The organism is Microbulbifer hydrolyticus, from assembly GCF_009931115.1.
GTDB lineage: Bacteria > Pseudomonadota > Gammaproteobacteria > Pseudomonadales > Cellvibrionaceae > Microbulbifer > Microbulbifer hydrolyticus.
In genome coordinates, this window is the sequence record NZ_CP047491.1 from 1,998,680 (window position 1) to 2,025,617 (window position 26,938).

Annotated in this window: 23 protein-coding genes; 13 read left to right on the forward strand and 10 right to left on the reverse strand. The window is 54.2% G+C overall.

Translation table 11 applies throughout. The features are described 5' to 3' along the window. The first annotated feature begins 96 nt into the window (after nt 1–96). The 3 genes from GTQ55_RS08415 (at nt 97) to GTQ55_RS08425 (ending at nt 3,815) form a co-directional block, all read left to right on the forward strand. The gene (locus GTQ55_RS08415) at nt 97–1,122 is read left to right on the forward strand and encodes a hypothetical protein (protein ID WP_161858331.1); all 1,026 of its coding nucleotides are present in this window, start codon (nt 97–99) and stop codon (nt 1,120–1,122) included. A 498-nt stretch (nt 1,123–1,620) separates the two neighbouring features. Further along, nucleotides 1,621–2,778 carry a hypothetical protein gene (locus GTQ55_RS08420; RefSeq protein WP_161858332.1) on the forward strand — a complete coding sequence of 386 codons (1,158 nt, stop codon included), beginning with the start codon at nt 1,621–1,623 and terminating at the stop codon, nt 2,776–2,778. 428 nt (nt 2,779–3,206) lie between these two features. Further along, a complete protein-coding gene (locus tag GTQ55_RS08425) occupies nt 3,207–3,815 on the forward strand; it encodes a DUF1353 domain-containing protein (RefSeq protein WP_161858333.1) in 609 nt (202 codons plus the stop codon). A gap of 524 nt (nt 3,816–4,339) precedes the next feature. On the opposite strand, the gene GTQ55_RS08430 is transcribed toward GTQ55_RS08425, so the two are convergent. Next, nucleotides 4,340–5,122 carry an OmpW/AlkL family protein gene (locus tag GTQ55_RS08430; RefSeq protein WP_161858334.1) on the reverse strand — a complete coding sequence of 261 codons (783 nt, stop codon included), beginning with the start codon at nt 5,120–5,122 and terminating at the stop codon, nt 4,340–4,342. 296 nt (nt 5,123–5,418) lie between these two features. Between GTQ55_RS08430 and GTQ55_RS08435 the strand changes: the two genes are divergently transcribed. The 4 genes from GTQ55_RS08435 (at nt 5,419) to GTQ55_RS08450 (ending at nt 12,272) form a co-directional block, all read left to right on the forward strand. Beyond that, the gene (locus GTQ55_RS08435; RefSeq protein WP_161858335.1) at nt 5,419–7,800 is read left to right on the forward strand and encodes a TonB-dependent receptor; all 2,382 of its coding nucleotides are present in this window, start codon (nt 5,419–5,421) and stop codon (nt 7,798–7,800) included. Between the two features lie 43 nt (nt 7,801–7,843). Beyond that, nucleotides 7,844–8,548: a response regulator transcription factor gene (locus GTQ55_RS08440; protein ID WP_221296182.1), complete on the forward strand. Its 705-nt coding sequence runs from the start codon at nt 7,844–7,846 to the stop codon at nt 8,546–8,548. Then, nucleotides 8,548–9,777 (forward strand): sensor histidine kinase, encoded by a 1,230-nt coding sequence (locus tag GTQ55_RS08445; protein WP_161858336.1) that lies wholly within the window; start codon nt 8,548–8,550, stop codon nt 9,775–9,777. The genes GTQ55_RS08440 and GTQ55_RS08445 overlap by 1 nt, the downstream gene beginning before the upstream one ends. Before the next feature lie 113 nt (nt 9,778–9,890). After that, a complete protein-coding gene (locus tag GTQ55_RS08450; RefSeq protein WP_161858337.1) occupies nt 9,891–12,272 on the forward strand; it encodes a DNA polymerase II in 2,382 nt (793 codons plus the stop codon). A gap of 68 nt (nt 12,273–12,340) precedes the next feature. On the opposite strand, the gene GTQ55_RS08455 is transcribed toward GTQ55_RS08450, so the two are convergent. The 3 genes from GTQ55_RS08455 to GTQ55_RS08465 all read right to left on the reverse strand — a co-directional run bounded on the left by GTQ55_RS08455 (nt 12,341) and on the right by GTQ55_RS08465 (nt 14,281). Next, nucleotides 12,341–12,718: a hypothetical protein gene (locus GTQ55_RS08455; protein WP_161858338.1), complete on the reverse strand. Its 378-nt coding sequence runs from the start codon at nt 12,716–12,718 to the stop codon at nt 12,341–12,343. After that, nucleotides 12,712–13,320 carry a peptidoglycan recognition protein family protein gene (locus GTQ55_RS08460; protein ID WP_161858339.1) on the reverse strand — a complete coding sequence of 203 codons (609 nt, stop codon included), beginning with the start codon at nt 13,318–13,320 and terminating at the stop codon, nt 12,712–12,714. Before GTQ55_RS08460 ends, GTQ55_RS08455 begins: the two co-directional genes overlap by 7 nt. A gap of 274 nt (nt 13,321–13,594) precedes the next feature. Next, nucleotides 13,595–14,281: a type 1 glutamine amidotransferase domain-containing protein gene (locus GTQ55_RS08465; protein ID WP_161858340.1), complete on the reverse strand. Its 687-nt coding sequence runs from the start codon at nt 14,279–14,281 to the stop codon at nt 13,595–13,597. A gap of 149 nt (nt 14,282–14,430) precedes the next feature. Here GTQ55_RS08465 and GTQ55_RS08470 point away from each other — a divergent pair, with 149 nt between their 5' ends. Further along, on the forward strand, nt 14,431–15,354 hold the full coding sequence (locus GTQ55_RS08470) for a M14 family metallopeptidase (RefSeq protein WP_161858341.1): 924 nt from the start codon (nt 14,431–14,433) through the stop codon (nt 15,352–15,354). Nucleotides 15,355–15,400: 46 nt separating this feature from the next. On the opposite strand, the gene GTQ55_RS08475 is transcribed toward GTQ55_RS08470, so the two are convergent. Genes GTQ55_RS08475 through GTQ55_RS08485 form a run of 3 tightly spaced genes read right to left on the reverse strand, consistent with a single transcriptional unit; the run spans nt 15,401 to nt 17,800 of the window. Continuing rightward, a complete protein-coding gene (locus tag GTQ55_RS08475) occupies nt 15,401–15,850 on the reverse strand; it encodes a hypothetical protein (protein ID WP_161858342.1) in 450 nt (149 codons plus the stop codon). After that, complete coding sequence (locus GTQ55_RS08480) at nt 15,837–16,514, reverse strand: response regulator (protein WP_161858343.1); 678 nt, start codon at nt 16,512–16,514, stop codon at nt 15,837–15,839. The genes GTQ55_RS08475 and GTQ55_RS08480 overlap by 14 nt, the downstream gene beginning before the upstream one ends. Beyond that, nucleotides 16,511–17,800 (reverse strand): sensor histidine kinase, encoded by a 1,290-nt coding sequence (locus GTQ55_RS08485; RefSeq protein ID WP_161858344.1) that lies wholly within the window; start codon nt 17,798–17,800, stop codon nt 16,511–16,513. Before GTQ55_RS08485 ends, GTQ55_RS08480 begins: the two co-directional genes overlap by 4 nt. A 177-nt stretch (nt 17,801–17,977) precedes the next feature. On the opposite strand from GTQ55_RS08485, the gene GTQ55_RS08490 reads away from it, so the two are divergent. Together GTQ55_RS08490 and GTQ55_RS08495 are read left to right on the forward strand one after the other, a co-directional pair. After that, complete coding sequence (locus GTQ55_RS08490) at nt 17,978–18,862, forward strand: DUF2306 domain-containing protein (protein ID WP_237567891.1); 885 nt, start codon at nt 17,978–17,980, stop codon at nt 18,860–18,862. A gap of 239 nt (nt 18,863–19,101) precedes the next feature. Then, nucleotides 19,102–21,483, forward strand: a complete 2,382-nt coding sequence (locus GTQ55_RS08495) for an arylsulfatase (RefSeq protein WP_202620674.1) — start codon at nt 19,102–19,104, stop codon at nt 21,481–21,483. A gap of 160 nt (nt 21,484–21,643) precedes the next feature. Here the strand turns inward: GTQ55_RS08495 and GTQ55_RS08500 are convergent, their stop codons facing one another. Next, the gene (locus GTQ55_RS08500) at nt 21,644–22,549 is read right to left on the reverse strand and encodes a LytR/AlgR family response regulator transcription factor (RefSeq protein ID WP_161858345.1); all 906 of its coding nucleotides are present in this window, start codon (nt 22,547–22,549) and stop codon (nt 21,644–21,646) included. Between the two features lie 155 nt (nt 22,550–22,704). Between GTQ55_RS08500 and GTQ55_RS08505 the strand changes: the two genes are divergently transcribed. From GTQ55_RS08505 to GTQ55_RS08515, 3 genes are all read left to right on the forward strand, one after another. Further along, nucleotides 22,705–23,916 (forward strand): acyltransferase family protein, encoded by a 1,212-nt coding sequence (locus GTQ55_RS08505; protein WP_202620675.1) that lies wholly within the window; start codon nt 22,705–22,707, stop codon nt 23,914–23,916. Nucleotides 23,917–24,122: 206 nt separating this feature from the next. Then, the gene (locus GTQ55_RS08510; protein WP_161858346.1) at nt 24,123–24,557 is read left to right on the forward strand and encodes a GFA family protein; all 435 of its coding nucleotides are present in this window, start codon (nt 24,123–24,125) and stop codon (nt 24,555–24,557) included. 41 nt (nt 24,558–24,598) lie between these two features. Beyond that, a complete protein-coding gene (locus GTQ55_RS08515) occupies nt 24,599–25,153 on the forward strand; it encodes a cytochrome b (protein ID WP_161858347.1) in 555 nt (184 codons plus the stop codon). An 8-nt stretch (nt 25,154–25,161) separates the two neighbouring features. On the opposite strand, the gene GTQ55_RS08520 is transcribed toward GTQ55_RS08515, so the two are convergent. Together GTQ55_RS08520 and GTQ55_RS08525 are read right to left on the reverse strand one after the other, a co-directional pair. Beyond that, nucleotides 25,162–25,797 (reverse strand): ABC-type transport auxiliary lipoprotein family protein, encoded by a 636-nt coding sequence (locus GTQ55_RS08520; RefSeq protein ID WP_202620676.1) that lies wholly within the window; start codon nt 25,795–25,797, stop codon nt 25,162–25,164. Continuing rightward, a complete protein-coding gene (locus GTQ55_RS08525; protein ID WP_161858348.1) occupies nt 25,794–26,747 on the reverse strand; it encodes an MlaD family protein in 954 nt (317 codons plus the stop codon). Before GTQ55_RS08525 ends, GTQ55_RS08520 begins: the two co-directional genes overlap by 4 nt. Nucleotides 26,748–26,938: the final 191 nt, after the last annotated feature.

The following is a 26,938-nucleotide window of genomic DNA, read 5'->3' on the forward strand; positions in this document are numbered from 1 at the left end:
TCGAATAGAATAAATGGGTGACCCCATTGCGTAGATTCAGCGGCGATTCAGTTGTGCCAGGTTAAAAAGCAGGTGTGAATTCAAGGAAAACGCACCATGCGCCAGGTCCCATACAGATTACTCGCCGCTCTCACCATCACTTTGACGCTCGGTGGCTGTGTCACCTACCCAGCAGCCCCGCCGGTGGTCGTGGGGGGCACCTATGTCCGGAAGGCTCCTCCGGTTTACTCCTATTCAGTGATTACCGATCCCGGCTATCGCTACTACGACGATACCCTCGGCGTTTACGTATTCTACGACCGCAGTGACGTTTTCTATCGACAGGGGCGCTACTATCGTTGGTATCAGGACCACTGGATCAGTGCCAGTCACTGGGGTGGCCGTTGGTATCCAGCCCCCAACTTTTATATCTCGGCAAACTTCAATGATCGCTGGCATACGCGCCTGCGTCGCCATGGTCATCACTATGCCGGAGGGCACCACGACAGACCGCCGCGCCGGCACGGTCATGACGACGGTTACAACCGGCGGGACCGGCTTGACAGCAACGGGAATCGATATGATCGCCGTGACAAAGGCCAGGGTCGTCGTGAGAAAGCCCTGGATCGTCGTGAGAAGAGGCAGGATCGTCGTGAGATAGTCCTGGATCGTCGTGAGAAGCGCCAGAATCCTGGCCGAGGCGGCGAACATAGGTTTGTTGGCATGGCCGAGCCAAAGCGGCGGGCATCTCAGGCGGATAACCGGGATGGGGATCGGCATAGTGACCGCCGGAATCCACGTGGAAATCCAGGTCGGGACGAGCGGGTAGTTAAACGTGCGGACAAGCCGACTGTTATTCGCGACCCACGCGTTGTTCCGGCAGTAGAGCGTCCGGGAATCGATCGCCGCACGGTGCGCGACAGACCCAAGCCACAAAGCCAGCGCGGCCAACGCCCGCGTAGTACGCCAGATGATCGGCGCAACACTTCCACGAAGCCGGCTTCGCGCCAGGAACGTGAGCAGCCAAAGAAAAAGGAAAAAGGAAAGAAGGCTGAAAAGAAAGCGGATAAGCGCGATCAGGTACGCCTGGTACACGAGCCGCTTAACCCCCGGTCCAGTGAAGCACAGCGTCGGATCCATTGATCCAGTCTTATCAATTGATCCAGATCAATAATTGGAGTCAGATTTACGTATTGACAGCGGAGGCTGCAGGGGAATAGGGCGCCAATATTTTACGACTTCCCAAATATTGATTCCAAAATATCTAAGGTTTTCGATCGTGAACCACCATGTACGTTTATTCGTTCCGCATCACGGATTTACGAATGGTACAAGTTGAAAAGATATTGCAACGTTGACCCTTTTTGGTCATTTCCATAATGAAATAAAAATGTCATAAAATTAAGGCATCGGTGCCCCACCGAAATGGATGTCCAGCCAGTGTAGTTACATTTTGAAATACGATATTTCAATATTTAATATGAGTTGTCTCTCATCATAATAATGAGATATTTTGGTGCGTTTCGAATTGCAGTTTATCGGAGCGGCTAGGCCTGCAACCGTTTTGACCTCACTACGTGCAAATATTGCACACAACGCCAGCTCATTTAGAGATTCAAAAGAACCGAGAAAGGTTTTCTCATGATCCATATTACGCGCCCAATTACAGTCGCCACATTTTTTCTAATATACTCCACGCTCGCTTTTGGATACACAATATCTCCAAAGGCGGATATTCATGAGGCAATCACTAGGGCTGCGAAAATTTGCTTCGACCAGTCTGATGAAAATTCAAAGCCGACCTCCTGCGAAAATGAGTTATATACCGCTAGCGATGTCGATATGACTTGGATTCATGATTCATCAATATCATTTCTAGACTTTTCCGCCTGGTATCGGCGAGCACGTGGGTATAGCGCAAAGTATCCGGATCTAGAAGAAGCCGTGCGATGGCCTGACGACCCAACACGTCAAATAGGTTTGAGGGGGATCGCAAAGTTTAGCGTAAATATGCTGACAACTTGCAACCAATTCCTGAATGACAATCCGAACGGAAGAAATGACATCAACGATGGATTGTTGTGCAACTCTCATAACGGAGATATGCAATTTTTACATTCACAGGCAAGCTCTATCGGAGAGCCCCCTGAAGATACTTATAAGAAAATTTCCGATTGGGGTATGTTTTTATATAAGGTTGCCTCTCGGCATTTGTCAGATCAAGAGCTGGATCAGGAATATTGCTCATATTTTTCAGGTGACGACTTGTTCAGCAAAGCTCTACTTCCAAACTCTACTGCTATCCCTTGCGAGAACGTCAAAGATCCAAAATGGAAACTAACAACTCTTTTTACACTTAAGTGTCCCAATCCCCTGTCGTCCACAGGTTGCTATGAAGAGATTGGCCCGAGTCGTTTTGATAAAGCTAGAATCAATGCGACGGGGGCGTTACTTCATCTAATTCAGGACTCATATTCACAAAGTCATGTTGAGCGTGGATCTTGCGAGGTGAAAAATAATAGAGTTACGGCAAAGGTGGAGTGCCTGCCAATAACTAGATTCACTACTTACAGAGGTCAGGTTAAACATAGTGATGCGGACAGGACTCCTATATTTGGCGAGGAATGTAATTCTACGGGAATCAGCCCAACTCTTGCTAGCGCAATTATGCTTTGGAATATCGACCAAAAACGGCCACTCGATGAATTTAAATCTGATTTCGAGCGCATCTTTGGAACAGAGCAATACATTGCCGAAAGCGTATCCACGTCTAGCCTGGGTCAGTGTTTTGGTGGATAGAGAAGTGCAAAGACAGAAGAATCATCACATTTAGTTTATTTTCATGTGATCTAAGTCGCTATCAAAATTGTATGAGCTAATTCTCAATAAAACAGAGGCCATCCGTTTAATGTGCTACGGCGTCGTTTTTTCAAGCGTGACCTGACATATGATATTTGATGAAAATTAGGTTCTAAAATGAGTGGATTTTAATCATCGCCGTAGTTTTACTGTCAGTAAATATTTTTGACTTCTGATCTGTGCACAGCATAGTAGCATGACAATAAAATACTTTTATTTTACTTGAATCTTGTGATGCCCGAAATCCAAGAAATACAGAGCGGTCGCTCAAGAAAAATTGACAATAATACACAATCGCTTTCAGTGAATTAGTTCGCCCGAATCGCCCTTAAAAGTTGAAGAGAAATCATAAAATCAAAGGAAATGCTATGACCGCAAAATTTTCAGGAGATCCCAAGACCACTTGGATTTCAGAGTCCGGAGCGGACCGCCGGATGTATCTGATGGAAGATTTTCATTTTACAGATAAAAATGGCTCAGTCTGGCTTGCCCCTGCAGGGTCTTTGATTGATGGAGCGAGCATCCCAAGAGCGTTCTGGTCGATCATCGGACCTCCATATGTGGGAGACTATAGAAGAGCATCAATCGTCCATGACGTTGCTTGTGTGAACGCGAATGCTCGCCAAGAGCGCCGCGCAGCCGACAGAATGTTTTATCAGGCTTGCAGAGCCGGTGGCTGCTCAACCAGAAGCTCTATAATTCTATACATCGGTGTACGTATCGGAGCATGGTGGAAGTACAAATCATCATTAGAAAATGACAGCACCGATCCTAGAATTGTTGAACCTACATCAAGCACGGCTCTTCGCAGTCTTTTAAAAGAGAGCGCAGAAAGTATTTTCCAGTCGAAAGGCGAGATAGATGATGTAGAAATTCTAGAAGAATTAATGGACCAAATTGAACCCACTCTAGATCAAAGATTTGATAAGGCTATCAAGCTTAAAGAAGAAACTAGAGGTGTATTGGAGCCGAACTAAAGAACACTTTTGACCCCACTAAATATAGTTCCGATAGCTGCGTTGTCGGGACTAATAAATGTATCAAATGATAACAAATGGGGTCATCAATTAGTGGTATATTGGGGGTAGCGTAAACTATTGGCACTTTATGTCTCTGCGGTTTCCACTGCCAAATCCATACACTGACGCCAATATTAGAGTGTTTAAAAAACGATCAGACTGAATTGTGCGGATTTTAGACCGGAAGAATTATTGGCCCGCCTTGGTATCCCCCTAAGTCAGGACAGATGTCGCCTGAAATTTTCAGAGGAAAACCACGCCCCAGTATTCGCCGAACCTAAAGATACCCTTTTCAAGAAGATGGCAACGCCGATCCTAGGCCAAGCTGTGAGATCACGGCATTGAGGTACTTGAGAGCGCATCATGCGCACTAGAGTGGCCGGATGCGTATAGTGGTTTGGCGTGCACACAGAATCAGGCGGTTTTTCCATCCCAAAAAATGGGCGCCGAAGCGCCCAATATAATCTGCCGAATTTGTTGCGTCAGAAGGAGAATTTATACCCTACTGACAGATTAAACATCCAGGGATCATAGCTGTAGTCGCCGGAATAGGACTCAAAAATAGGGTCTACATCCGGGGGCGGCGGTACGTCGTCAAATACCCGTACCCGCAGATCTGTCTCGGATCTGGCGTACATTGCGGCGACATTTACCAGCCAGGAGCTATCGCGCCCGAAATTGAAGTCCATACCCATTTGCCAGGTATAGCCCCAGGCATACCCCATATCGAAGTCGCCACGCAGACCAAAGTCTGCCAGGTCGTCCCGCAGTTCACGCCTGAGCTTGCCTGTACCAAAGTCGGTATAGCTAATTCCACCACCTATATAGGGCTGAACCATGCAGGTGTCATCCAGGGGGTAGTATTTAAGGCTTAAGGTGCTGATGTCGGCATCAAAACTGACCACGTCACGATAGTCGACGTCGTCGAAGCCGAAGGTGAAAAAGTCGTCACCGTGACTGCTGGAATGGCTGTCGCCATCCATATAGCCAAGCTCGATGCCCCAGTGCTCCGTAGGTTTCCACTCGAGGTTCATATACCAGCCCCACTCAGAACCCGGGTCAACGTTTGAGCGGAACGCATCGAAATACTCGAAGGTCTCGTCGACAAAGCTAACCTGGTCGTCATTGGGCTCAATGTAGTAGCCGCCGACCCGGATAATCATGTCCTGTGGTCCGGTCAGGCCGAGGGGATTGGCCGAGACGGTGCTGCTAACCGCCAAAGCCAGTGGCGCCAGGATCGGTGAAAATTTCAAAATCCGTTTCATTCAAGGTAACTCCTTAAATACCCATTGAATAAAAAGTGTAATACACGCTTTTTCGGCTGATCAAAAAAACAACAGACTTTACATGCCAAAAGTGCACGCAGCGGCTATCCCCAGGCGCTAATACTGCTCTGCATGCTTTTTGGGACGCAATTCCAGCTATCGAAACTGGTTAATTAATGGGCAGTTTCGGCAGGCTCATGTAGCTTTCACATCTCAGCGACATTTTGTTCACATTGGCGTTGCTAACCTCTCGGTGTTTCATCAAATAAATACAGCCAATATTTGGGGATGGCATTATGAGCAGGCAATTGAGGCAGGCATCGTGGTTGGCTCTATCGGCGTACCTGATTGGATTTCCACTTGTTACCCATGCAGCAGAGGCACCGGGTGCGCTGACGTTCATCGTCAAGGACCAGAATACCGACCGCCCACTCTCGTCTGTGCAGATCACGCTCGAAGAACGGGAAACCAATTCCACACGATCTGTAGTAACCGATGCACAAGGCCGCATCGTCGTTGAGCAGCTGGACCCCGGTCTCTACTCGGTGAGCGTAGCCAAAAACGGGTTTGCTTCATCGTATCAGCCAAGCGTGCGCGTGGTTACACGCAAAAATGTCAAGATTGAATTCGAGCTTGGGCAGCAGGCGCTGGAGGAAGTGTCGGTTCTGGGGCAGCAAGTGGAAGCATTGGCCGTTAACAGCACCTATCTCAATAGAGAAGCGTTGCGCAGTGCGGTTGGCGGCGGCGCAGATCCGCTGCTGTCGCTGGACGGTTTACCTGGCCTGGCATCCGCCAGTGAATTCGCGAGTTTTAGCGTGCGTGGCCGTGGTCCAAGAGATAATCTGATATTTGTTGATGACTTTCCCTTTGATAAAGCAGTGCACTTTGATGCGACTCTCGGCGAAGAAGAGGATGTCGGTGGGGGCGGTCGTTTCTCAATTTTCGCACCGAACGTGATTAGTGGCGCAGAGTTTTCACCGGGCGGGTGGAGTGCGGCTTATGGCGGCCGGGCTGCATCGCTACTCAACCTGGAGGTCGCCGATGGTAACCCAAGCCCCTCAGCGAGTTTCCGCTACGACCTTGCCGGCTATGAAATTGGCTACGACGGCCCTACCGGTATCACCGAAGACTCTACATTGCTCGTTTCCGCTCGGCGACTGGATTTCGGCGCTCTATTTGAAACGATTGAAGAGCTCGACATTGGGGAGCCGGTGTTAAGAGACGTTATCGTAAAGTCGGTCATGCCAATCAATCAGAACCATACCTTTGAAGTTCTGATGATGGATACACACGAAGACTATCGCCGCGGCGTAACCCACGTTTTTGCGTCGCCCAACTTCGAAGATGTTGCACTTCAGTACTCTGAGCAAGATAGTGATTTGTATGGTCTGACATTGCGATCATTGGTCGGTGAAGAAGCGGTCTTGACCAATAAGCTGTACTACCGGGCCAGCGACAAGATCAGTTCAGAAGGGGAGTCATTCCCTGATCTCGTACCAGAGGGATCGCCCGCGTCAAGTTTTCCGGTGCGGGAAGATATTATTACCATCGGTGAAAACGAGACAGAGATCGGTTGGCGAAGCGACTTCGAGACTGTGAATCAATGGGGCGTGTTTAGTGCCGGTGTGCGCGTCACGCAAATTGAACTGGCCTATGACACCGTCCTGGATGGCGACTGGATCCGGTTTGTCTACGACGACGATGATTTTAGGGCAGACCCCGATCAGCGTTTTATCGTGCTGACGCCCGAGAGCATCAACTCTTCACTAAGACAGAAAGAAACGGGCTATGCCGGTTACGTAGAGCAAGCCTTTGAGCGCGGCGATTGGGATGTTCGCACAGGTGTGCGGTTTGAGCGGGATGGTTTTGCAGACGAAAGCTTCGCGTCGCCCAGGTTCAGCGTCAATTGGCAGCCGAGTACAACGATCCGATACTTTGCGACAGCAGGGCTGTATCATCAGTCACCACGGTTCTTGGAACTGGCCGCGAACGAGTCGAACGAACTTGAAAACGAAGTCATTACGCACGCCAGTATCGGGTATGAATATGTCCCGAACAACAATTGGTCGGTGTTGACGGAAGCCTATTACCAAAGCCTCGATAACCTGGTTGTGGACCTCGATCGCGCTAGCGGTATCTTTGCCAACATCGGTGACGGTACATCGTACGGGGTCGATATCGTGGCCAACCGGATGATTCGCGAGGGCATCTACGCTACCGCAACTTACTCATATAACGATGCAAAAGTCGACCGGAAAGATGGTCGCGGGCAGGTGGCTGCCGATTTCAGCCGCGAGCATGTCGCTACCCTCGGTCTGACCTGGGAGATCAGCGATCGCTGGAAGGTCGCCGGGCGCTACAAGTACCTTTCCGGCACGCCAGACGACTTGTTTATTGTTCACTCAGACGTGTTGGGAGCAGGGCAACCACTGCGCTACTCGAAAGAGATTACTGAGCGTAATGTAGGCCGCAAAAGCGGTTCCGGCTTGTTCAACGTTCGCGTAGACTATCGGCGTGCATTTGGTCCCATCGATGTAACCGCCTTTCTCGATGTGATCAATGTAACCGCAGCGTCGTCGAGCGACGAATCCGAGTTTGACTACCGCCGGGGCGTTGTAGTGAAAGATGATAGCGAAGCCGAGCCGCTGATTGGCCTGCGTTTAGACTATGCCTGGTAAGAACATACCTGGTAAATCGTGCCTGGTAAGGGGAGGGCAGTAGATGGGACATGCGCTTGGTGCCGTGCCGATCAGGGTGTTGATTGTCGAAGACAGTCGCGGTATTTGCGAGAACATTGCCGCGTATCTTGAAAAGCATAACTACGTTATGGACTTTGCCTATGACGGTATAAGCGCAATGCATCTGGCGTTGACGAATCGGTTTGACGTTATCGTTCTGGACCTGATGTTGCCGGGTATGGATGGCCTGAGTTTCTGCCAAAAGCTACGGACGGATGCCGGAGTGGAAACGCCCGTGCTCATGCTAACGGCGAGGGACACGCTTGACGATAAGCTCAAGGGGTTCGAGGCTGGAGCCGATGACTATTTGGTTAAACCGTTCGCATTACAGGAGCTACATGCGCGGCTGCAGGCGCTGTACAAACGTAGGCACGGGAAAACTTCGAACCTGTTAACAGTAGGTGATCTTACGATGAACAGGTCCACGCTGCAGGTGCGTCGCGCGGGGCAGCACATCGATCTCAGCCCTGCAGGTATGAGGCTGCTTCAGCGACTGATGGAAGTGTCGCCGTCTGTTGTAACTCGCGATGATCTCGAAATACTGTTGTGGGCGGACGAGCGCCCCGATGGTGATGCGCTTCGCTCCCATTTGTACAAGCTGCGGCAGGCTATCGACAGGCCGTTTGATAGCCCGTTAATTCACACGGTGCATCGCATTGGGTACCGCATTGCGGAGGAAGCCCAGTAATGTATCGGCACAGTTTGCGCACGCGTGTCGCCATTGCATTTGCGGTGTGTGTTGCTGTACTCAGCGTGGTCTGGGGATTCGCATTCTTCGCTGCGATCAGGTTGAGCGAAGACCGTGTACTGACGCAACAGCTACAGCATGCCGCCGAAAACTATCCTTCCCTGACGACGAACCTTCGCGGATACGAAGAGGCTGATAGCTTGCCGGTATCACTCAGGGAGTGGGCGCGGGCAAACCCCGCTGAAGGTTTGTACGAATTCGATGCCGAAGAGTTGCATGTCGCGGTCATACCTACTAACAACGAACAGGGAACCGCATTTGTGGTTTTCGATGTTGCCGGCATTGAGGCGGCGTCGTCCGAGGACTGGTGGTTGCTGCTTGTGATCAGCGGTGTTGTGGGTACGCTCGGTGTGCTTGGTTTTGGGCTGGGCGTGCTTGTGATGCGCAGAGCGGTCGCCCCGGTCACGCAACTCGCCAAAGTGGTTGCGGCTATCGACCCGGAACAACTATCGGGCGAGGATCATAAACGCATAGCGTCCAGCCGGTTCGGCGATGATGAGGTTGGCCTGCTCGCTGAGACCATCGAAAAGACACTGGAGCGTATCAGTGCATTTGTTGAGCGGGAGCGATACTTTACCGGTTCAGCCAGCCATGAGTTGCGGACACCTATCACTGTGATAATGGGCGCACTTGAGCTGTTAGAGCAAAGCGATCTGTCTGCGACCGATGAGAAGACTATAGCTCGAGTGAGGTGTGCGACCTTCGAAATGAAAGCCACGATTGAAATGTTCTTGTGCCTTGCTCGTGAAACTGACGATGGGCTGTACGACGAGCAGTTTTTCGTGATGCCGCTGGTAAGCCAGGCGATAGATCAGCAGCGCCACCTGTTGAATGGCAAGTGTGTCGATGTGGAAATCGATGATCTATCAAAGCCCGTTGCCTGCGGACATTCACAGGCTTTCTCTATCGCGGTCAATAATCTGGTACGCAATGCGTTCGAGCACACGCTTGAAGGGCAGGGGCCAATCACGATTCACGTCAAGGAGCACGAGCTGTTCGTCACCAATCAGGTGAGTAATGAAGCGAATGAGGAGCACGCAGCGACCCATACGTCGTCCCACGGCTATGGTCTGGGCCTGGGTATCGTTCAACGGCTGTGTGAGCGTAATCGCTGGTCGTTTTCGCTGCACGCCGATGAGGCGTGCGTAGCCGCCCGTCTTTCGTGGTGAAGACCGGAGGCCGCCAGAGCCTTCATATACGCTTCCGGGATTGCTGATATCTGTTCATTTATCCAGTAGAATGGCGCCCATCTTCAATCTAAGCCTCAACCCAGTACAGCCTTTTGCCTCAAGGATTTCTCCTCAGCCGCCACAGCTTTGATCAGCGCGGCAGCACCTGCATCCACTACTGGCTGGCCACACCCGATGGCCCGGTCAAGCTGGTCATTGAAGGCGAGCGCCCGGTCTTTATGGTGAAGGTGGCGGATCGCGCCCAGGTGACCGAGGCTCTGGCCGGCGTGCCGCATGACTGGCAGCAGCTGGGCTTCCAGACCTTTGGCCGCGAGGAAGCGGCCATGCTGTATTTCCCCACCATCGACGCCCACCGCCTGGCCCAGACCCTGTTGCAACATCGCGGCATCGAGATATTCGAAGCGGACTTTCGTCTTCACGACCGCTACCTGATGGAGCGCTTTGCCCGGGGCGGCCTCTACTTTGAAGGTGTGGCCCGGGCCAGAGACGGCTATACAGAATACCGCCACGTGCGTCTCAAGGGCGCCGAGGTGCAGCCGGATTTCACGGTGGTTTCCCTGGACGTGGAGTGCTCCGGCCAGGGTGAGCTGTATTCCATCGGTCTCTACGGTGATGGCGTGGAAGAGGTGCTGATGGTGGGCAAACCGGAGGCCGCCGATACCACCATCCACTGGGTGGATGACGAGCGGGCATTGCTCGAGGCCCTGGAGGCCAGGATCAAAAGCCTGGACCCGGACATCATCATCGGCTGGGCCGTGGTGGACTTTGATTTTCGGCTACTGCTGAAACGGGCCGGGCGCCATGGCCTGCGCCTGAAGCTGGGCCGTGGTGGCACAGAGGCCCGCTGGCGGGATGGTCGGGAAGGGGGGCCGGGCTTTGTGACGCTGCCGGGCCGGGTGGTACTGGACGGCATCGACGGACTGAAGAGCGCCACCTACAGCTTTGATAGCTTCAGCCTGGAGTTCGTGGCCCAGACCCTGCTGGGCAGGGGCAAGGACACCGAAGACGTGGACAACCGCCTGGCGGCGATTGAACACGACTTTCGCCATAACAAACCCAAGCTTGCCGCCTACAACCTGGAAGACTGCCGCCTGGTCTGGGACATCTACCAGCACACTCGCTTGCTGGATTACCTGCGCCTGCGGGCCCAGCTTACCGGCCTGGAGCTCGACCGCAGCGGCGGCTCGGTGGCGGCCTTTACCAATCTCTACCTCCCCAGGCTGCACCGCAGCCGCTATGTGGCGCCCAACCTGCCGGCGGACGGCGGCCTGGCGAGCCCCGGCGGCTATGTGATGGACTCCCGGCCCGGGCTTTACGACAACGTGCTGGTGCTGGATTTCAAGAGCCTGTATCCCAGCATTATCCGCACCTTCAAGATCGATCCGATGGGCCTGGTTGAAGGATTGGCTGAAGGAGCAGATGAGGGAACGGAAGAGGGCGCGGCCGGTGACAACAGCATTCCCGGTTTTCGCGGTGCGCGCTTCTCCCGTGACAAACACTTCCTGCCGGACATCATTACCAGTCTCTGGGCGGAGCGCGACATCGCCAAGCAGGAGCAGGATGCCGCCCGCTCCCAGGCCATCAAGATCATCATGAATTCCTTCTACGGGGTACTGGGAAGTGGGGGCTGCCGTTTTTACGACACGCGCCTCGCCAGCTCCATCACCCTGCGGGGTCACGAGATCATGCAGCAGACCGCCCGCTGGATTGAGGAGCTGGGTCACCAGGTGATCTACGGCGATACCGATTCCACCTTTGTCTGGCTGAGCGGCGGACCGAGTCTGGACGAGGCGGACGCGATCGGCAAAAAGCTCGCCAGCGAGATCAATACGCGCTGGCAGAACAAGCTCAAAGACGAGCTGGCGCTGGAGTGCGAACTGGAGCTGGAATTCGAAACCCACTATCAGCGCTTTCTGATGCCCACCATTCGCGGCTCTGAGGCGGGCTCCAAGAAACGCTATGCGGGCCTGGTTGTGAAGGCGGGCGAGGAAAAGCTGGTATTCAAGGGCCTGGAAACGGTGCGCAGCGACTGGACGGCCCTGGCCAAACAGTTCCAGACCCAGCTCTACGGGATGGTGTTTCACGGTGAGGATCCGTCCGACTATATCCGCGAGACGGTGGCGAAAACCCGGGTAGGGGAGATGGACGAGCAGCTGGTGTATCGCAAGCGACTCCGGCGCAAGTTGGATCAATACGTAAAAAACGTGCCACCCCAAGTCCGCGCCGCGCGAATGGCCGATGAACACCGCCGCCAAAAGGGACTGGAACCCCGCTATCAGAACAAGGGCTGGATCCGATACGTGATCACCCTCAATGGCCCGGAGCCGGTGGATCACCGTCAGTCACCAATGGATTACCAGCACTATATCGACCGGCAGCTCAAGCCGGTGGCCGATGCCATATTGCCTTTCATAGAACTCGATTTTGACAGCCTGGTGGATGGGCAGCTGGGCCTGTTCGGAGGGGCCGATTGAGCATCGGCATGGCGTGCAAAATAGGACATCCAGATGAAAAATGTAAAAGTGCGGCATTGGCCGCGTTTTTATTGTAGATTCAGGCAGTCGTTACACGCAAAGTACTTAACCTTAGTGCCGCAGCGCAGCTCCGCGGTGTTCCCAGCCCTTATCTCCCACGTACAGCTCTGACTGCCAATACGCGCTGTTCCATTGGAATAGCAGGGGAGGTAGTCGTATTCATCGTGTAGTTGCTTGAACGATATTGGTTTTGCGCGCTTGAAGAATTCTGCAGCCGCTTCTTGAGAAACAGTGAAGTCTGAACAAAACTCTTTACTGTTGTTGTCTGTTCCCGAGCCAGTGACTTCAGTTATCTCTATCTCGTTTGAATCATTAGACTGCGTGCAGCTAATAATTAGCGCCATCGAGATGATAACCAATAAACGAAAACTGTATTTTTTTACCATGTGGCACTACTCGCTTCGCTGGCCATTTTGTATGACACTTCAGGGTGTCTGTAGACGTCGGCACTTGTTATATTGAAATGTGTGTAGAGTTCATTAATAAGCCATTTGAGAGATGAGTTCTGGAGCGGAGAAATTGCTTCGTATTGCTTTTTTAGTGTGTCATACGATCCGACAATTTCAATTCCTAAAGAATCGCTATTTAATGGGAATCGATCCGGATATGGCTTCGCTTTTTCATGACGGTGTAGGCTGCTGACTCTTGAGGAGTACGGCACTCCTTTTTGGAATAACAGCTGAATCGCAGATTGAAGCTGTAATTTCGTGCAAGATTTAGTTTCGTAACATTTAGATTTTATCTTGCCGACATGGTAGGCCTTCTGGGTAACTCTTGCGGTCTGGTAAATTGCTCCTTTCTTATCGATTAGAAAGTGTGCTCCATGCCCGCCTTTGGCATATGAGTTGAAAGTCTGTTGTGCCGTATTGGCTCCCGTCTGGTGTATTACGAGGGCATTTACTTTATTCAGTGCGCCTCGCTCTATTCCGGAAAAGACCTTTTGTGTGACTTTAGGATCCAAAAGCAATCCTTGCTTTAGCGTTGACATCAAATTCCCCAAATACTTTTTCGATGGTGAATATATCAACGATATCTGGCGCTCTCAACGTAGATTAATTCGACTCTGGCACACTTTTTTTATAAAGGCTTCATAAGTGAGGAATATCAGTCCCCGACGGAATACAAGCACTATATCGACCAGCAGTTCAAGCCGATGCAATATGGCCCTTTATATAACTGGATTTTGACAGCCTGGTGGATGGGCAGCTTGGACTATTTAGAGCGAGCGAATGAGCATTGGCCTGATAAGTCAGGCTCCCCAATTAATCGGCCTTCAGCTGGTCGCGAATCGCCTCCCCAACGCCGCGCGCCGAAGGGGGGTTCTGGCCGGTAACCAGGCGTCCATCTACGGTGACGGACTTCATAAAATTATCGGCCTTTTCGTGGATCGCTCCGCGCTCCTTGAGCTTGGAGGCGAGAAGGAAGGGGACCACATCGTCCTTTTCCACCGCACGCTCCTCTTCATCGGTAAAAACGGAGAGTTTCTTGCCGTCCACAAACCAGCTTCCATCACTGAGTTTGACGTTGACGAAGGCGGCTGGACCGTGGCACACAGCAGCTACGACCTTGCCGGCTTCGTACATTTCCCGCACCGCTGCCTGTACATCGGCATGGTCCGGTAAGTCCCACATGGTTCCATGACCACCGGGAAAATAAATGGCGTCATAGCCTGACAGGTCAAGCTCCCTGAGTGCCGAGGTTGCTTTCAGCTTGGCATTGACATCTTCATTCTCAACGAACTCCCGGTTCACCGAGTCGTCCAAATCCTTGCTACCGGGATCGATCGGAGCCTTTCCCCCCTCGGGGGTGGCGAAGTCCACGTGAAGGCCAGCCTCGCGCAGGACGCGCCAAGGGTGTGCGGCCTCGGATAGGTGAAAGCCTGTTTTGTCTCCGGTATCCCCGAGCTTGTCGTGACCGGTCAGGACAAAAAGTACAGGGCGATCAGGCATGGTTTACCTCCAGTAGGTTGGGGTAGAAAAAACGGGAGTGCAGGTGCCATGCACCGCAGTGGCTTTCGCAAGTACAGCAGACTATTCGCTTTAAGCCAGCCTGCCGGTGCTAAAATGCCTGCCTCGATGATGACTGGAGAAGCAGCACTATGAACTCGGACCCCGCAACCTATCCAATCGGTACCCCCGGCGCTCCCTGGGGCGACACGGAACGCGCCGAGTGGCTGTCCCGTCAGATCCGTCACCGCAGTTACGAGGCGGAGGTGTTGAGCGCAATCGAGAAACTGCGCGCGCGCTTCGACGTGGAAGAGTATGGCTGTCTGGAATACGGCGACGAAAGCTTTCCGCTGTTGGCGATCCGCAGCCGTGACTGGAATGATGAGCTGCCGGTGGTACTGGTCACCGGTGGGGTACACGGTTACGAGACCAGTGGCGTGCACGGTGCGCTGCAGTTCGTGGATCAGTATGCTGCGGATTACGCCGGCCGCGTGAACCTGCTGGTGGCGCCCTGTGTCAGTCCCTGGGCTTACGAGCGTATCCATCGCTGGAACCCGAATGCGATCGACCCGAATCGCTCATTCTATGAAGACAGCCCGGCCGGGGAATCCGCGGCGCTGATGCGGCTGGTGGCGCCGGTGCGCGATCGTGTATTGATGCATATCGACTTGCACGAGACCACGGATACCGACGAAACCGAATTCCGCCCCGCACTCGCGGCCCGCGATGGCAAGCCGTTCACCCCGGGTGGCATTCCCGACGGCTTCTATCTGGTGGACGACAGTGAGAACCCGCAGCCCGAGTTCCAGCAGGCGGTGATCGCTGCGGTAGAGAAGGTCACCCACATCGCCCCGGCCGATGACAACAACGAGATCATCGGCTCAACCGTGGTTGCGCGCGGTGTGATCGAGTATCCGCTTAAAAAGCTCGGCCTGTGTGCCAGCGTTACCAGTGCCAAGTACAAGACCACAACGGAAGTCTACCCCGACAGCCCCCGTGCCAAGCCCGAGCAGTGCAACCGGGCACAGGCTGTAGCGGTGTGTGCCGCGATTGATTACGCGCTGGCGCATGGTTGAGATTGTGTGGTGGTACCGGCAAAAAAACCGGAATGAATTTTGGGCTCTAGTTCGGTTTGGCATGAGCGGGGACGGATTCCGCGGGCCAGACCAGGCCTGCCCGTATACCCGCCAGCAGTATGACAAGCGACATTTCCAGTGTTAAAAAAACGCCGATGGGGTGGTCAGCTACACCGCGTACAAGCAGGTATACCAGATAGGTCATGGCAACCAGATTGGCTGTCAGGGTGATGCTGAGTGCGTAGCCGCGTTCTTGCCAGAGCGACTTGCTGAGAAAAATATTTAATACGGCGGTGCCGGCGAGCATCGCCCCGGGTAGCATCAACAGCAGGCGACGCTGCATGGCAGCATCACCGTCCATGATCTGCGCCCAAACAGCGACAAAATGGCCGTGGGCGCCGAGGATGAGCAGAGCTGCAAGAAGCACAGCACCAACTGCGGCGACGTTGTATAGATTATTGCGCTGCACATCCCCTGTAGTGCTAGAAACCGACATTGCGCCCTCCGGCAGTGGCCAGTCCGCATTCGTAGGCGAAGACCACGGCCTGGGCCCGGTCGCGCAGCCCCAGCTTGGACAGCAAACTGGAAACATGGGTTTTCACTGTGGCTGCACCAATAAACAGGGCTTCGGCGATCTCGGCATTGCTCTTGCCATGGGCAATTGCCCCCAGCACTTCAAGCTCACGTCCGGTCAACCGTTCCAGGCGTTCGCTCAGGTTGCGTCCTGCCCCCATTTTTTGCGCGAATTGGCTGATCAGACGTCGGGTGATGCCCGGTGCAAGCATGGCACCACCATCTGCAACGGTGCGCACCGCCTCCACCAGTGATTCCGGCGGTATATCCTTCAGCACAAAACCACTGGCCCCGGCCTGTAACGCACGAAACACATATTCGTCGGGATCGAAGGTGGTGAGAATGATCACCCGGCAGGTTGATTCACCGGTTTTTAAAATGTTCGCTGTGGCTTCCAGTCCGTCCATCTCCGGCATACGGATATCCATCAGGATGATGTCCGGTTGCTGCTCGCGCGCTTTCTCAATGGCCTCGACACCGGTGCCGGCCTCTGCCACCACTTCCATATCGGGCTCATTATCCAGTATCAGCGCAAAACCGCGACGCACCAGTGCCTGATCATCGACCACCATTACACGTAACATCATCTTCCCTTGTTCACAGTGGGCAGCTGTGCCGTCACTTCAAAGCCACCGCCTTCGATTACACCGGTGTGCAACTGGCCACCGAGCAGTTCCACACGTTCGCGCATGCCCGCGATGCCATGTCCACCGCTGGGTTGCTCTCCAATGGGTTTCTCTCCAATGGATTGTTCACCCGCGCCAAGCCCGTCATCACGCACACAAACAGCAATAAACCCGGGTTCTACACGCACGCTGACGTTCACGCTGGTCTGGGCACCGACGTGTTTGATGACGTTGGTCAACGATTCCTGAACGATGCGATAGACGGCGAGGGCGACCCGGGCGGGTACATCGCCGAGAGCGCCTCGGGTTTCATAGTCCACCTTGTTGACCACCCGCCGGACTTTCTCAATCAGTGCGGGGAGGTCATTTAAGTCCGGTTGTGGTGTGAGCGTGGCCTTTTCACTGTCACTGTTATTGTCACTGGCCGGGCGCAGCACGCCCAGCAAATGCCGCATCTCTGACAAAGCGTGGCGACCAGCGGCCTCCACCGCAGCCATCGCCTCACTGGCTGCCTCGGGATTACTGCGGCTGATGGTTCTGGCGGCGCCAGCCTGCACCGTCATCAGGCTGACCTGATGCGCCACCACATCGTGCATCTCGCGTGCGATTCGCGTGCGCTCGGCGGCCACGGCGCGCTCGGACTCGGCATTGCGCTCGCGTTCCAGATACCCGGCTCTCTCTTCCATCAACCGCAGGTATTCGCTGCGAAAACGCAACCGCCGCCCGATGTACCACAGTGCCCACGCCAGTATCACCGCAACGGTTCCCCCAGCTGTGGGCTTGACCAGAACTTTCTCGTCAAACACCACGAAAGCCAGCGTTGCGACGAGTGCAATCCAGCTGGCCCGAGTATTGGCCTCGTAGCGGCCAAGGCAGTAGAGCGAAAACGCCATGGCAACGATGCCTTCGGCCGGCAGTCCCATTTCCAGCAGCACCGTCGCTGCGAGAACAACGGCGTGCACCTGCCAGGGGTGGGTGCGGCGCCACAGCAGGGCGAAACAGCCAATGAAGGCGCACTGGAAAGCGGCGACATCCCACAGGCTTTCCAGCGCTAGGATCTGGTGCGGGCCTGCGCGCGACCACATCAGCAGTGTCAGGAAAAAAGCGAACAGGGCAATCAGCAGGTCAGTCAGTTGCGGCCAGCGTTCGAATGGGCCGCGGATCGGCTGCCACGCCGGAAGCTTGGGTAATTCGGGGCCGGCATCGGGAGTATTCGTTGCCTGTTTGCTGGGGAATGGCGATTTCATTCCCGCATGCTAAACCAGGCTCGGTCGGCTGTCATGAGTCTTACGGGGGAGAGGCAAGCGGGCCATCTCCTCCTTTTGGGGGAGACCAGATTCCTGCCTGCGGCCGATGTGGAGAGGAAGCAAAAAGCTGACTATGCCCGGCAGGCACATTCAGCCCAAAACCGCGAAGACCGCGCCATGGAAAAGTACGGTGTGGGGTCCCGCTCCTCTATCAACGCCTGGAGAAAAACGATGAACGACGCTGTACTCAGCCCGACGCTGCTCCGCTCCTTCGATACAAGGCGCGCTGTCAGACTGGCAGTAACCACCTGGTTTGGCATCGCGGCGATCGGCCACGCGATATTCCTTGCATACATTCTTGCCGTATTTTATCCGCCCATTGCACAGTCCGGGCTGCAGGGCCTGCAAGGGCTCGAGCATCTGCCAGCTGGCTTCCGCGAGGGCGATACACTGGGCAATCTGGCGGCGGTGTTTCATGTGCTGTTGGCCGCAATCGTGATCGGTGGCGGCCCCCTGCAGTTAATACCTGCCGTGCGCCGATACGCATCCGGGTTCCATCGCTGGCTGGGGCGCAGCTATTTGCTGGCTGCTGTCATCAGCAGCGTTGGCGGGCTGTATATGATTTGGACGCGCCATAGCTTAGGCGACGTGGTTGCCCAGATCACCATCTCCATCGACGGTGTATTGATTCTCCTGTTTGCGTTTCTTGCGCTGCGCAATGCGATGGCCGGCCGTTTTGTCGAGCACCGCCGCTGGGCACTGCGCCTGTTCCTGGTTGCGAGTGCGGTGTGGTTCTTCCGCGTGGCCCTGATGGGCTGGGCGACACTGACCGGCGGATGGGGCATCGACTGGGAGTCCTTCACTGGTCCCTTCCTTTCCGCCCTCGGGGTTGGACAATATCTGATCCCCCTGGCCATGCTGGAATGGTATTTCCATTGTCAAACGCGCGAAGCAGGGCAGGGGGCACAGCTTGCCTTTGTCAGTACGCTGGTGCCGTTGACGGTGTTTATGGCCATTGGCATCTTTGCCGCTACCATGGGCATGTGGCTGCCGCGGATCTGAGCCCGTGTGGCAGGCCGGCTCGGCTGGCCGATGAACACTGCTGCCTGCATGGGCTGTTCGGCGTGGCGGGCTCAACATCGGCACGATAGAAGTCTTGCCGTGATGCCATGGCGCACAGCTTTTCCCATGAGCGTAAAAAAGCACGATAGGCACACAATATGACATTGCTTCCTGAGTGATGGCCTATTTTGAAGAGTACTTTTTACTGTGCTTTTTCATTCGTCATGGGGTATATAACGATGAATTTCATCAAGACGGCAACGCTCGCCACGGGCATGTTTGCGCTGATTGCCACGCGCTGCCTTGCGGATAGTACGGTAGACCGCACCCAGTTACCGATCCCGGATGTCGAGCCGAAAGGGTACACAGAACTGGATGTCAGAAATGTTGAACCTCCTGAGCCCTATAAGGCGTTAAAACCGCCGGAAGGCGCACCCAACGTCATAGTGTTCTTATTAGATGATGTTGGTTTTGGCCAGTCCACGTTATTTGGTGGTTTGGTTGAAATGCCAACCCTCGACGCCATTGCCGAGCAGGGCTTGGTTTACAACCGCTTTCACACAACGGCAGTATGCTCTGCCACGCGTACAGCGCTGTTAACAGGGCGAAATCACCACCAAAACAATATGGGCTCTATTGCAGAGACCGCCACGGCATTCCCTGGCAACACAGGGATGAGACCGAACTACATTGCCGCGCTGCCCAAGATATTGCGTTACAACGGCTACAAAACAGCGATGTTTGGTAAAAATCACGAGATTCCGCCGTGGCAAACTGGCCCTGCAGGGGATCAAACCTTGTGGCCAAGTCAGGTGGGTTTTGAGAAGTTCTATGGTTTTTTTGGTGGTGAGACGGATCAATTTCAACCGGTGCTGGTGGATGGTGTAACGCGTATCAAAACGCCACGTACCGAGGGTTATCACTTCACCACAGATATGGCGAATCAAACCATTGACTGGTTGAATCTGCAGCACAGTTACAATGCGGATAGGCCATTTTTTGTCTATTTCGCACCTGGGGCTGCCCATGCACCTCATCACGCGCCGAAGGAGTGGATCGATAAGTATAAAGGCAAGTTTGACATGGGATGGGACGCGCTTCGTAAAGAGGTGTTTGAACGTCAGAAAAAGCTCGGCGTCATCCCCAAGGATACGATTCTGCCACCTATGCCGGATGGTGTTGCTCGTTGGAGTTCATTAACCAGCGATGAAAAGAAAATATTTACCCGTCAAATGGAAGTATATGCGGGCTATCTGGCGCATACCGATCACGAAATTGGTCGTGTCGTCGACAGTTTGAAGAAAACCGGTGAATTTGATAACACTCTGATCTTCTATATTGTGGGTGACAATGGCGCCAGTGCCGAAGGTAATCGCAATGGCAGCTTTAACTCGTTAGCGTTTTACAATGGCATAGAAGAAGACCCGAAGTTTATTTTGGATAACCTGGATAAATTGGGCAGTGAAGATAGCTTTGGTCATTACGCGAAAGGCTGGGCGATAGCGGGGGATACTCCATTTGTTTGGATGAAAGGCACGGCATCTGATTTTGGCGGTTCGCGTAACGGGATGGCCGTTAGCTGGCCCGACGGTATTAAGAAGGATAAGAACGTTATCCGCGACCAGTGGACACACGTCGTGGATATTGCACCTACAGTGCTTGATGTGGCGAAACTGCCTGAGCCGAAAGAAGTGGATGGGGTGAAGCAAATACCAATGGCGGGCAAGAGTTTTGTTGCGTCATTTAACCAGCCAAACGCTGAAAGCAAGCACAAAGTGCAATATTTTGAGCTTGGAGGTAATCGTGCCATCTATAAAGATGGGTGGTTCGCTCGTGTTATTCATTGGCCGCTTTGGGAAGATACGAAAAAGTTCAGTACGCTCCAGGATGATAAATGGGAACTGTTTGATATAACCAAGGACTTCTCCCTGGCGAACAATGTGGCAGACAAGTACCCGGATAAACTTAAAGAGATGCAGAAATTATTTGACCAGGAGGCGTTTGATAATCACGTTTACCCGATTGATGACCGCACCCTAGAACGTATGAACGCGGAAATTGCCGGGCGTCCGGATGCCATGTTTGGTAAAAAAACCTTGACGTTATACTCAGGCGCCAAGGGAATACCTGAAAACTCCTTCCTTAACATCAAGAACAAATCATTTGATCTAACAGCCAAAATATCTACAGATAACGTAAAAGACACCAATGGTGTGATCATCGCACAGGGTGGTAACTTTGCGGGCTGGTCGCTGTACGTCAAAAATGGTGTCCCCACCTTTGAATACAACTGGTTGGGTTATGAATATACGCCAATTACCAGTAAATCCCCACTCAAACAAGGCGACAACGAAATCGTGGTGAAATTTCGCTACGATGAAAATGGCAAAGGTGGTAAAGGTAACAATGCCGGTCTGGGTAAGGGTGGTAATGCCTATCTATACCTGAACGGTAACCTGGTTGGGGAAAAGTTCATCCCCAATACCATTGCCAGCTTGTATTCACTGGATGACGGTGTTGGTGTCGGCGAAGATGAGGGCGGGGCGGTAAGTAAAGCCTACAAGGCGCCTTTCATCTTTAACCAGGATATCGAAAGCGTGACTACCTCGATTGTAGACTGATGCTTTCTGTTTGCGTTTAATGACAAAGGCCACGTATTTTATGCGTGGCCTTTGTTAAATTAGGCGAGTAAAAATAAAAATACAGCCAGTACACATGGGGATGTGAGTTCCGCGGATCTGAGCACGCTCGACACCGGGGCAACGTAATGCAGCGAGCGATTCAGGCCAGTGCCTGCTTCAGGGGTTCGCGGTAGCGCCGTGAAAGGTTCAGCTGTTTGCCACAACGCAGCTGAACTTCGCCGTCGCCACTCGGCTGGAAGCTGATATGCTCAATGACATTGTGGTTGACCACCAGCCCGCGGTGGATACGGCTGAAACCGGCTGGTGCCAGACGCTCGGCAATCTCCTTTAACGTACTCCGCAGCGGGTAAATGCGACCGCGGCTATGCAGATTGACATAGTTACCGGAAGACTCGATCCACTCAATATCCCCCACGCGCACCAGAAACTCCTTGTCGAGTTTTTTGACCAGAAAGTGCTCGGGTGGTTTTTGTGCGATATCCGTGCTTGGTGCGGGTTCATTCTCCGCAATCAGGCTGGCTTCGCCCTTTATGCGGCTGTAAGCGAGCCGCAAGAGGTGGTAGATACCGAAGAAAAATACATAGCCCCAGGCGTCCTTGCGGTACTCGTACCAGTATTCCCGCAGCCATGGGCCAAAGTTGTAGTTACCTTCTGCGAGGGCGTACAGGAACTCACGCATTGCCACCATCAGTGATACATGCGCCGCGGAAAACAAGATGGTGGCCAGCAGGTGCCACAGGAATTGCCGGCCCATGCCGGTCAGGCGCGGTGGATTGCGGTTGAAGGCGAAAGCCAGAAAGGGAAACAGGATCAGCGTGCTGAGGGCGCTGGTGTATTCCCATACAAAGGGTTCCCACAGGTTGAGATCGGTCACGCCGTCGCGGTTGTGCTCCATCCACACCGAAGACGCATTGATGGTGTTGTTGGCAAACAGATAAACGGCCAGTGCCAGAAAGAGATACAAGGTGCGATGCCGGTCGAATCGCTCGATCCAGAGTGGGACCTGTGAAAGCGCTTGCTGGTTAGCGTGATCGCTGTACTTCATTGACATCCCTATACCGCCGTTATTCCCTGATTTCGCAGTAATTTCATCCCCAAATGCCACCGCTTATCCCCGAGGTAAGGCGGGTTGGCCTTTGGGAGCCCCCGTCAGTCGGCGCTTTGCGAGAATGCGGCGACATACCTGGTTGACGGAGCAAAATGATGACACAACCAACCACAGAGCGTCGATATGATATCGACTGGCTGCGCACTCTCGCATTCGGGGTACTGATCCTGTACCACTTGGGCATGTACTATGTGGCGGACTGGGGCTGGCACCTGAAGAGTGCGCAGACTTCGGAGTGGCTGCAGAATCTGATGATACTCTCCGGGCCCTGGCGTATGTCGCTGTTGTTCTTTATTTCAGCAATCGCACTGGCCCTGGTGCAGCGTCGAAGCGATGGCCGCAGCGGTCTGACAATGGTCCGCCGGCGGACACAACGGTTATTCACGCCGCTGCTGTTCGGCATGTTCGTGATTGTGGTGCCCCAGGTGTATATCGAAGCACTCAGCCAGGACCTGATCGCGCCGGGCTACTTCCAGTTCTGGGCCCAGTACATCAACCCGCGCACTGACCTGCTGACCGAGCACCACAGCCCCATCGGCCTGCTGACCTGGAACCACCTCTGGTTTCTGCCGTACCTGTGGGTCTACAGTTTGCTGTTGATCGTACTACGTGCGCCGCTGCATAGGCTGACGGAGAGCGAACGTTTTCAGCGGATCCCGCCAGTGGCGGCCATCTCAGCGGTGGTGCTGGTGCTGATGTTGGTTTGGCTGCTGTTACGCACAAAATTCCCCGTCACCCATGCGCTGCTGGACGACTGGTACAACCACGGGCGCTACCTGCTGGTGTTTGTCTTTGGTTACCTGTTTGCCCTGCAGCCGCGCTGGTGGCAGTTCGTGATCGAGCGGCGCTGGGTTTTCTTCTGCCTGGCGATGGTTTGCTACTTGCTGATTCTTGCTGACCGCAACGGGGTTTTTCCGACGCTCGATGCCGATGTGGCCGCGTATCCGGAAGTCCGCTTGATAGTCGGCACCGTGATAGCCCTGAATCTCTGGGCGTGGATCTTCTGTGTGGTGGGTTTTGCCGGCTTTTATCTCAATCGCCCGAGCCCATGGCTGCGCTATACCAACCCGGCCATTCTGCCCTGGTACATACTTCATCAGACTCTGATTATCGTGTTTGCCTGGATGCTAAAGCCCTTCGCATTACCCATCGGTTTCGAGGCAATAGTTCTGCTGGCGCTAACGGTAGCGGGCTGTGTCGGCGGCTACGCAATCATCCAGCGCGTGAATATCTTGCGCTGGCTGTGTGGTATGTCTCTCAGAACAGTGCCGAAAAGTGCGCCGCACGGGGCACTGGCGCACTGATAAGGCAGGACAGTTGGGGCAAACCTCGCCAGAGGAAACCACTGCAGCTGAGCCGAACACAGTCGATACGTTAATTCTTGCTATCCTGACGCAACAGGAAGATTCCAGTCTCGGTGAGCCGTGCGTTACCGGTCGATGGAGGAGGGGCCGGATATCACTAACCTGTTCCAGCATTGTGGCTAATCAATTGACTGAATAGGTGCATTATGAGCAATGATAAGACGTACAAAGGCAGCTGCTTTTGCGGCGCAGTTCAATTGACCGTCAAGGGCGAGCCCGCCGCTATGGGTTATTGCCATTGCGAGTCATGTCGACACTGGTCTGCGGGTCCGGTAAATGCGTTCATCCTGTGGAAGCCGGAGGACGTTGAGATCACCCAGGGTGCCGAGAATATCGGGACTTACAGCAAGTCACCCCAGAGCCTGCGCAAATGGTGCAAAACCTGCGGAGGCCACATATTGTCGGAACATCCCACCATGGGGCTGACGGATGTATACGCTGCCGTGATCCCATCCTTCCCCTACAAACCTGGCGTGCATGTGAACTATCAGGAAGCCGTATTGCGTATCCACGACGGCGTACCCAAGTTGAAGGATTTCCCGGCAGAAATGGGTGGCTCGGGTGAGAGCATCCCAGAGTAGCGCCGGGAATCCCGGCGGGCTCCGGTAAGAAACGGACGCCAATGCTGCGCAATACGGATCAGCGGTATGGCGTCGTGGCCATGGTGCTGCACTGGCTTATGGCGCTATTGCTGATTGGGCTTGTTGTGCTGGGGCTGTACATGAGCGGCTTGCCAGACGTGGGGTTCAACAAGCAAAAAATCCTGCTGATTTTCTATCACAAGGAATTCGGCATTCTGGCGCTGCTCCTGGCCACGGCGCGATTCGCATGGCGGGTTGGCAATGTGCTACCGCGACTGATCGTACAATTGCCGGACTGGCAGAAAGTGGTGGCACGGTTTGTCCACCTTTGTTTTTACGGCCTGATGTTTGCCTTGCCGATCAGTGGTTGGCTGATGTCTTCCGCTGCGGGGATTCCGGTGTACTTTTTCGGTTTCAGGCTGCCGGATTTAATTGCGCAGAATGAGTATCGCTTCCAGCTATTAATCGATATTCACATGTGGCTGAGTTATGCACTCATCGGTTTGATTGTGGTACATGCCAGTGCGGCACTCAGGCACCATTTCCTTTCCCGCGACAACACCTTGCGCAAGATATTGCCCGACCTGCGCCGTTAACCCAGCGCTTACCGCGCATCCTCAAGTACAAATTCCGCCACCTGCCGCAGTGCGTTTGCGACGGCAATGTTCGCCGCCACGACACCGGCGTAGGGCGTTTCCTCCCGCATGGGTTCGCGCAGTGAGAGGGTTTCACCGGCGATGACTCGATTCGACGTCCCGTCGACAAGTTGCACCCGCAGGGAAAAAACCAATGTGGCCGGCACGCTGGTGAAGTCCTGTGTGAGCGTGAGGATCTCACTGCGCAGCGCGTAGCGGTAGGAACCGAAGTGTGGTGGCGTGAGCACGGTATTGAAGGATTGGGTGTTCTCCATGGTCTGCGCCAGCAGGGGCAGCAGCATGTTCGCCGGTGATGCGCCCCATTCGTGCCGACTGAAATACTCAATTTCATGTGGCCGGGTTGTGTAGGCCATGCGCATGGTGTCGTAAACGGGATTGATGGCGGGAGGCAGTAGCAGGAGTGTGGCGGAACGGCCTTCTGCTTGCGGAAGTTCGAGCGGTAGCGTGTCGATTAGGCCCACCCGAACTTCGTTTTTGACCGGAGAAAACAGGGTGCAACCGGAAACCAGTATTGAGGCAAGTGCAGACACGAACAGTAGAGCGGCCTTGCTGTAAGACAATATCCCTTGGCGGTTTCCAATCATTCGGTCTCGCCCGGGCCGAGTGGCGGGGGACCGCTACCGCGTACAAGGATCGACGGATCGCGGTTGATTTTGTCCGTCAGTCGATTCATCGAGTGGCTGACTTTGTTTAGGGTCATCATGGTGCGATACGCTTCTGGCAGCACCTGTAGCTGGAGTGCGTTCACGGTGTCGCTGCTTGAATCCAGCAGCGGGCCGAGCCGACCGCTGGCCTGTTCGGTGTTGGTGATGATGGTGTTAAGCCGCTGCTGATTGCCGGCCAGCATGTGGCTGACCTGCTGCAGCGCGTTGATGGTTTCATTGCTGGATTCCAGTAGCGGTCCCAGCCGGCCGCTGGCCTGTTCGGTATTCGCGATGATCGCGCTAAGCTTCTCCTGGTTCTCCGCCAGCATGCGGGTGACTTGCTGCAGGTTCTCCACAGAATATTTGAAGGAGGCAATGGTTTTGTCATCCAGCAGCGTGTGCAACAGTTGCTTCAGTGTTTGCACGTTCTGGTTGACCTGGCTGATCGCCGTATCCAGGTTCACCGAGCGAGATGGCGCGCTCGGTATCTGCGGATAGCGTTTGCCGGGCGCCGCTGCAAGTGGGCCTTCGCCGGTGCCGGTGTTTTCCAGCAGGATGTACACATAACCGGTAAAGCCCCGGGTCGCGAGCCCGCGGGCGGTTATGGTGGCCACGGTTGCGCGGGAGATGGGGGCATCTTTCTCCACCTCCAGCAGAATGCGCACGGAGTGGGGCCCGGTGAGTTCGACCTCGGTTACCTTGCCCACATCCACGCCGTGGAACTCCACGGGCGCACTCGCGATCAGCCCAGATACCGGATCTTCCGTGAGGATTTGGTAGGTTGCGTAGCGGCCGGCGGTCTGCGCGTACCAGAGCCAGCACGCTAGGAGGCCGAGAAGCACCACGGTTGCAAAAGCCAATCTTGCCCGGTTCGCAATGCTGATAGTCATTGAGCGATCCTGTTCATCGGGCGTTCCTCGGCCGGTGAGATTGGCCCGGACTGCGGGCAGTCCAAGTCTAGTTCAAAATTCCCACGGAAGAATGGATATGCCGTCAACGGGATCGAGCACCCTGCAGTGCTTTGCTGAATGTTTTGACATCAGTCCTGACAGGAGAAACGGGCGGAACGAGGCTCGCTTTA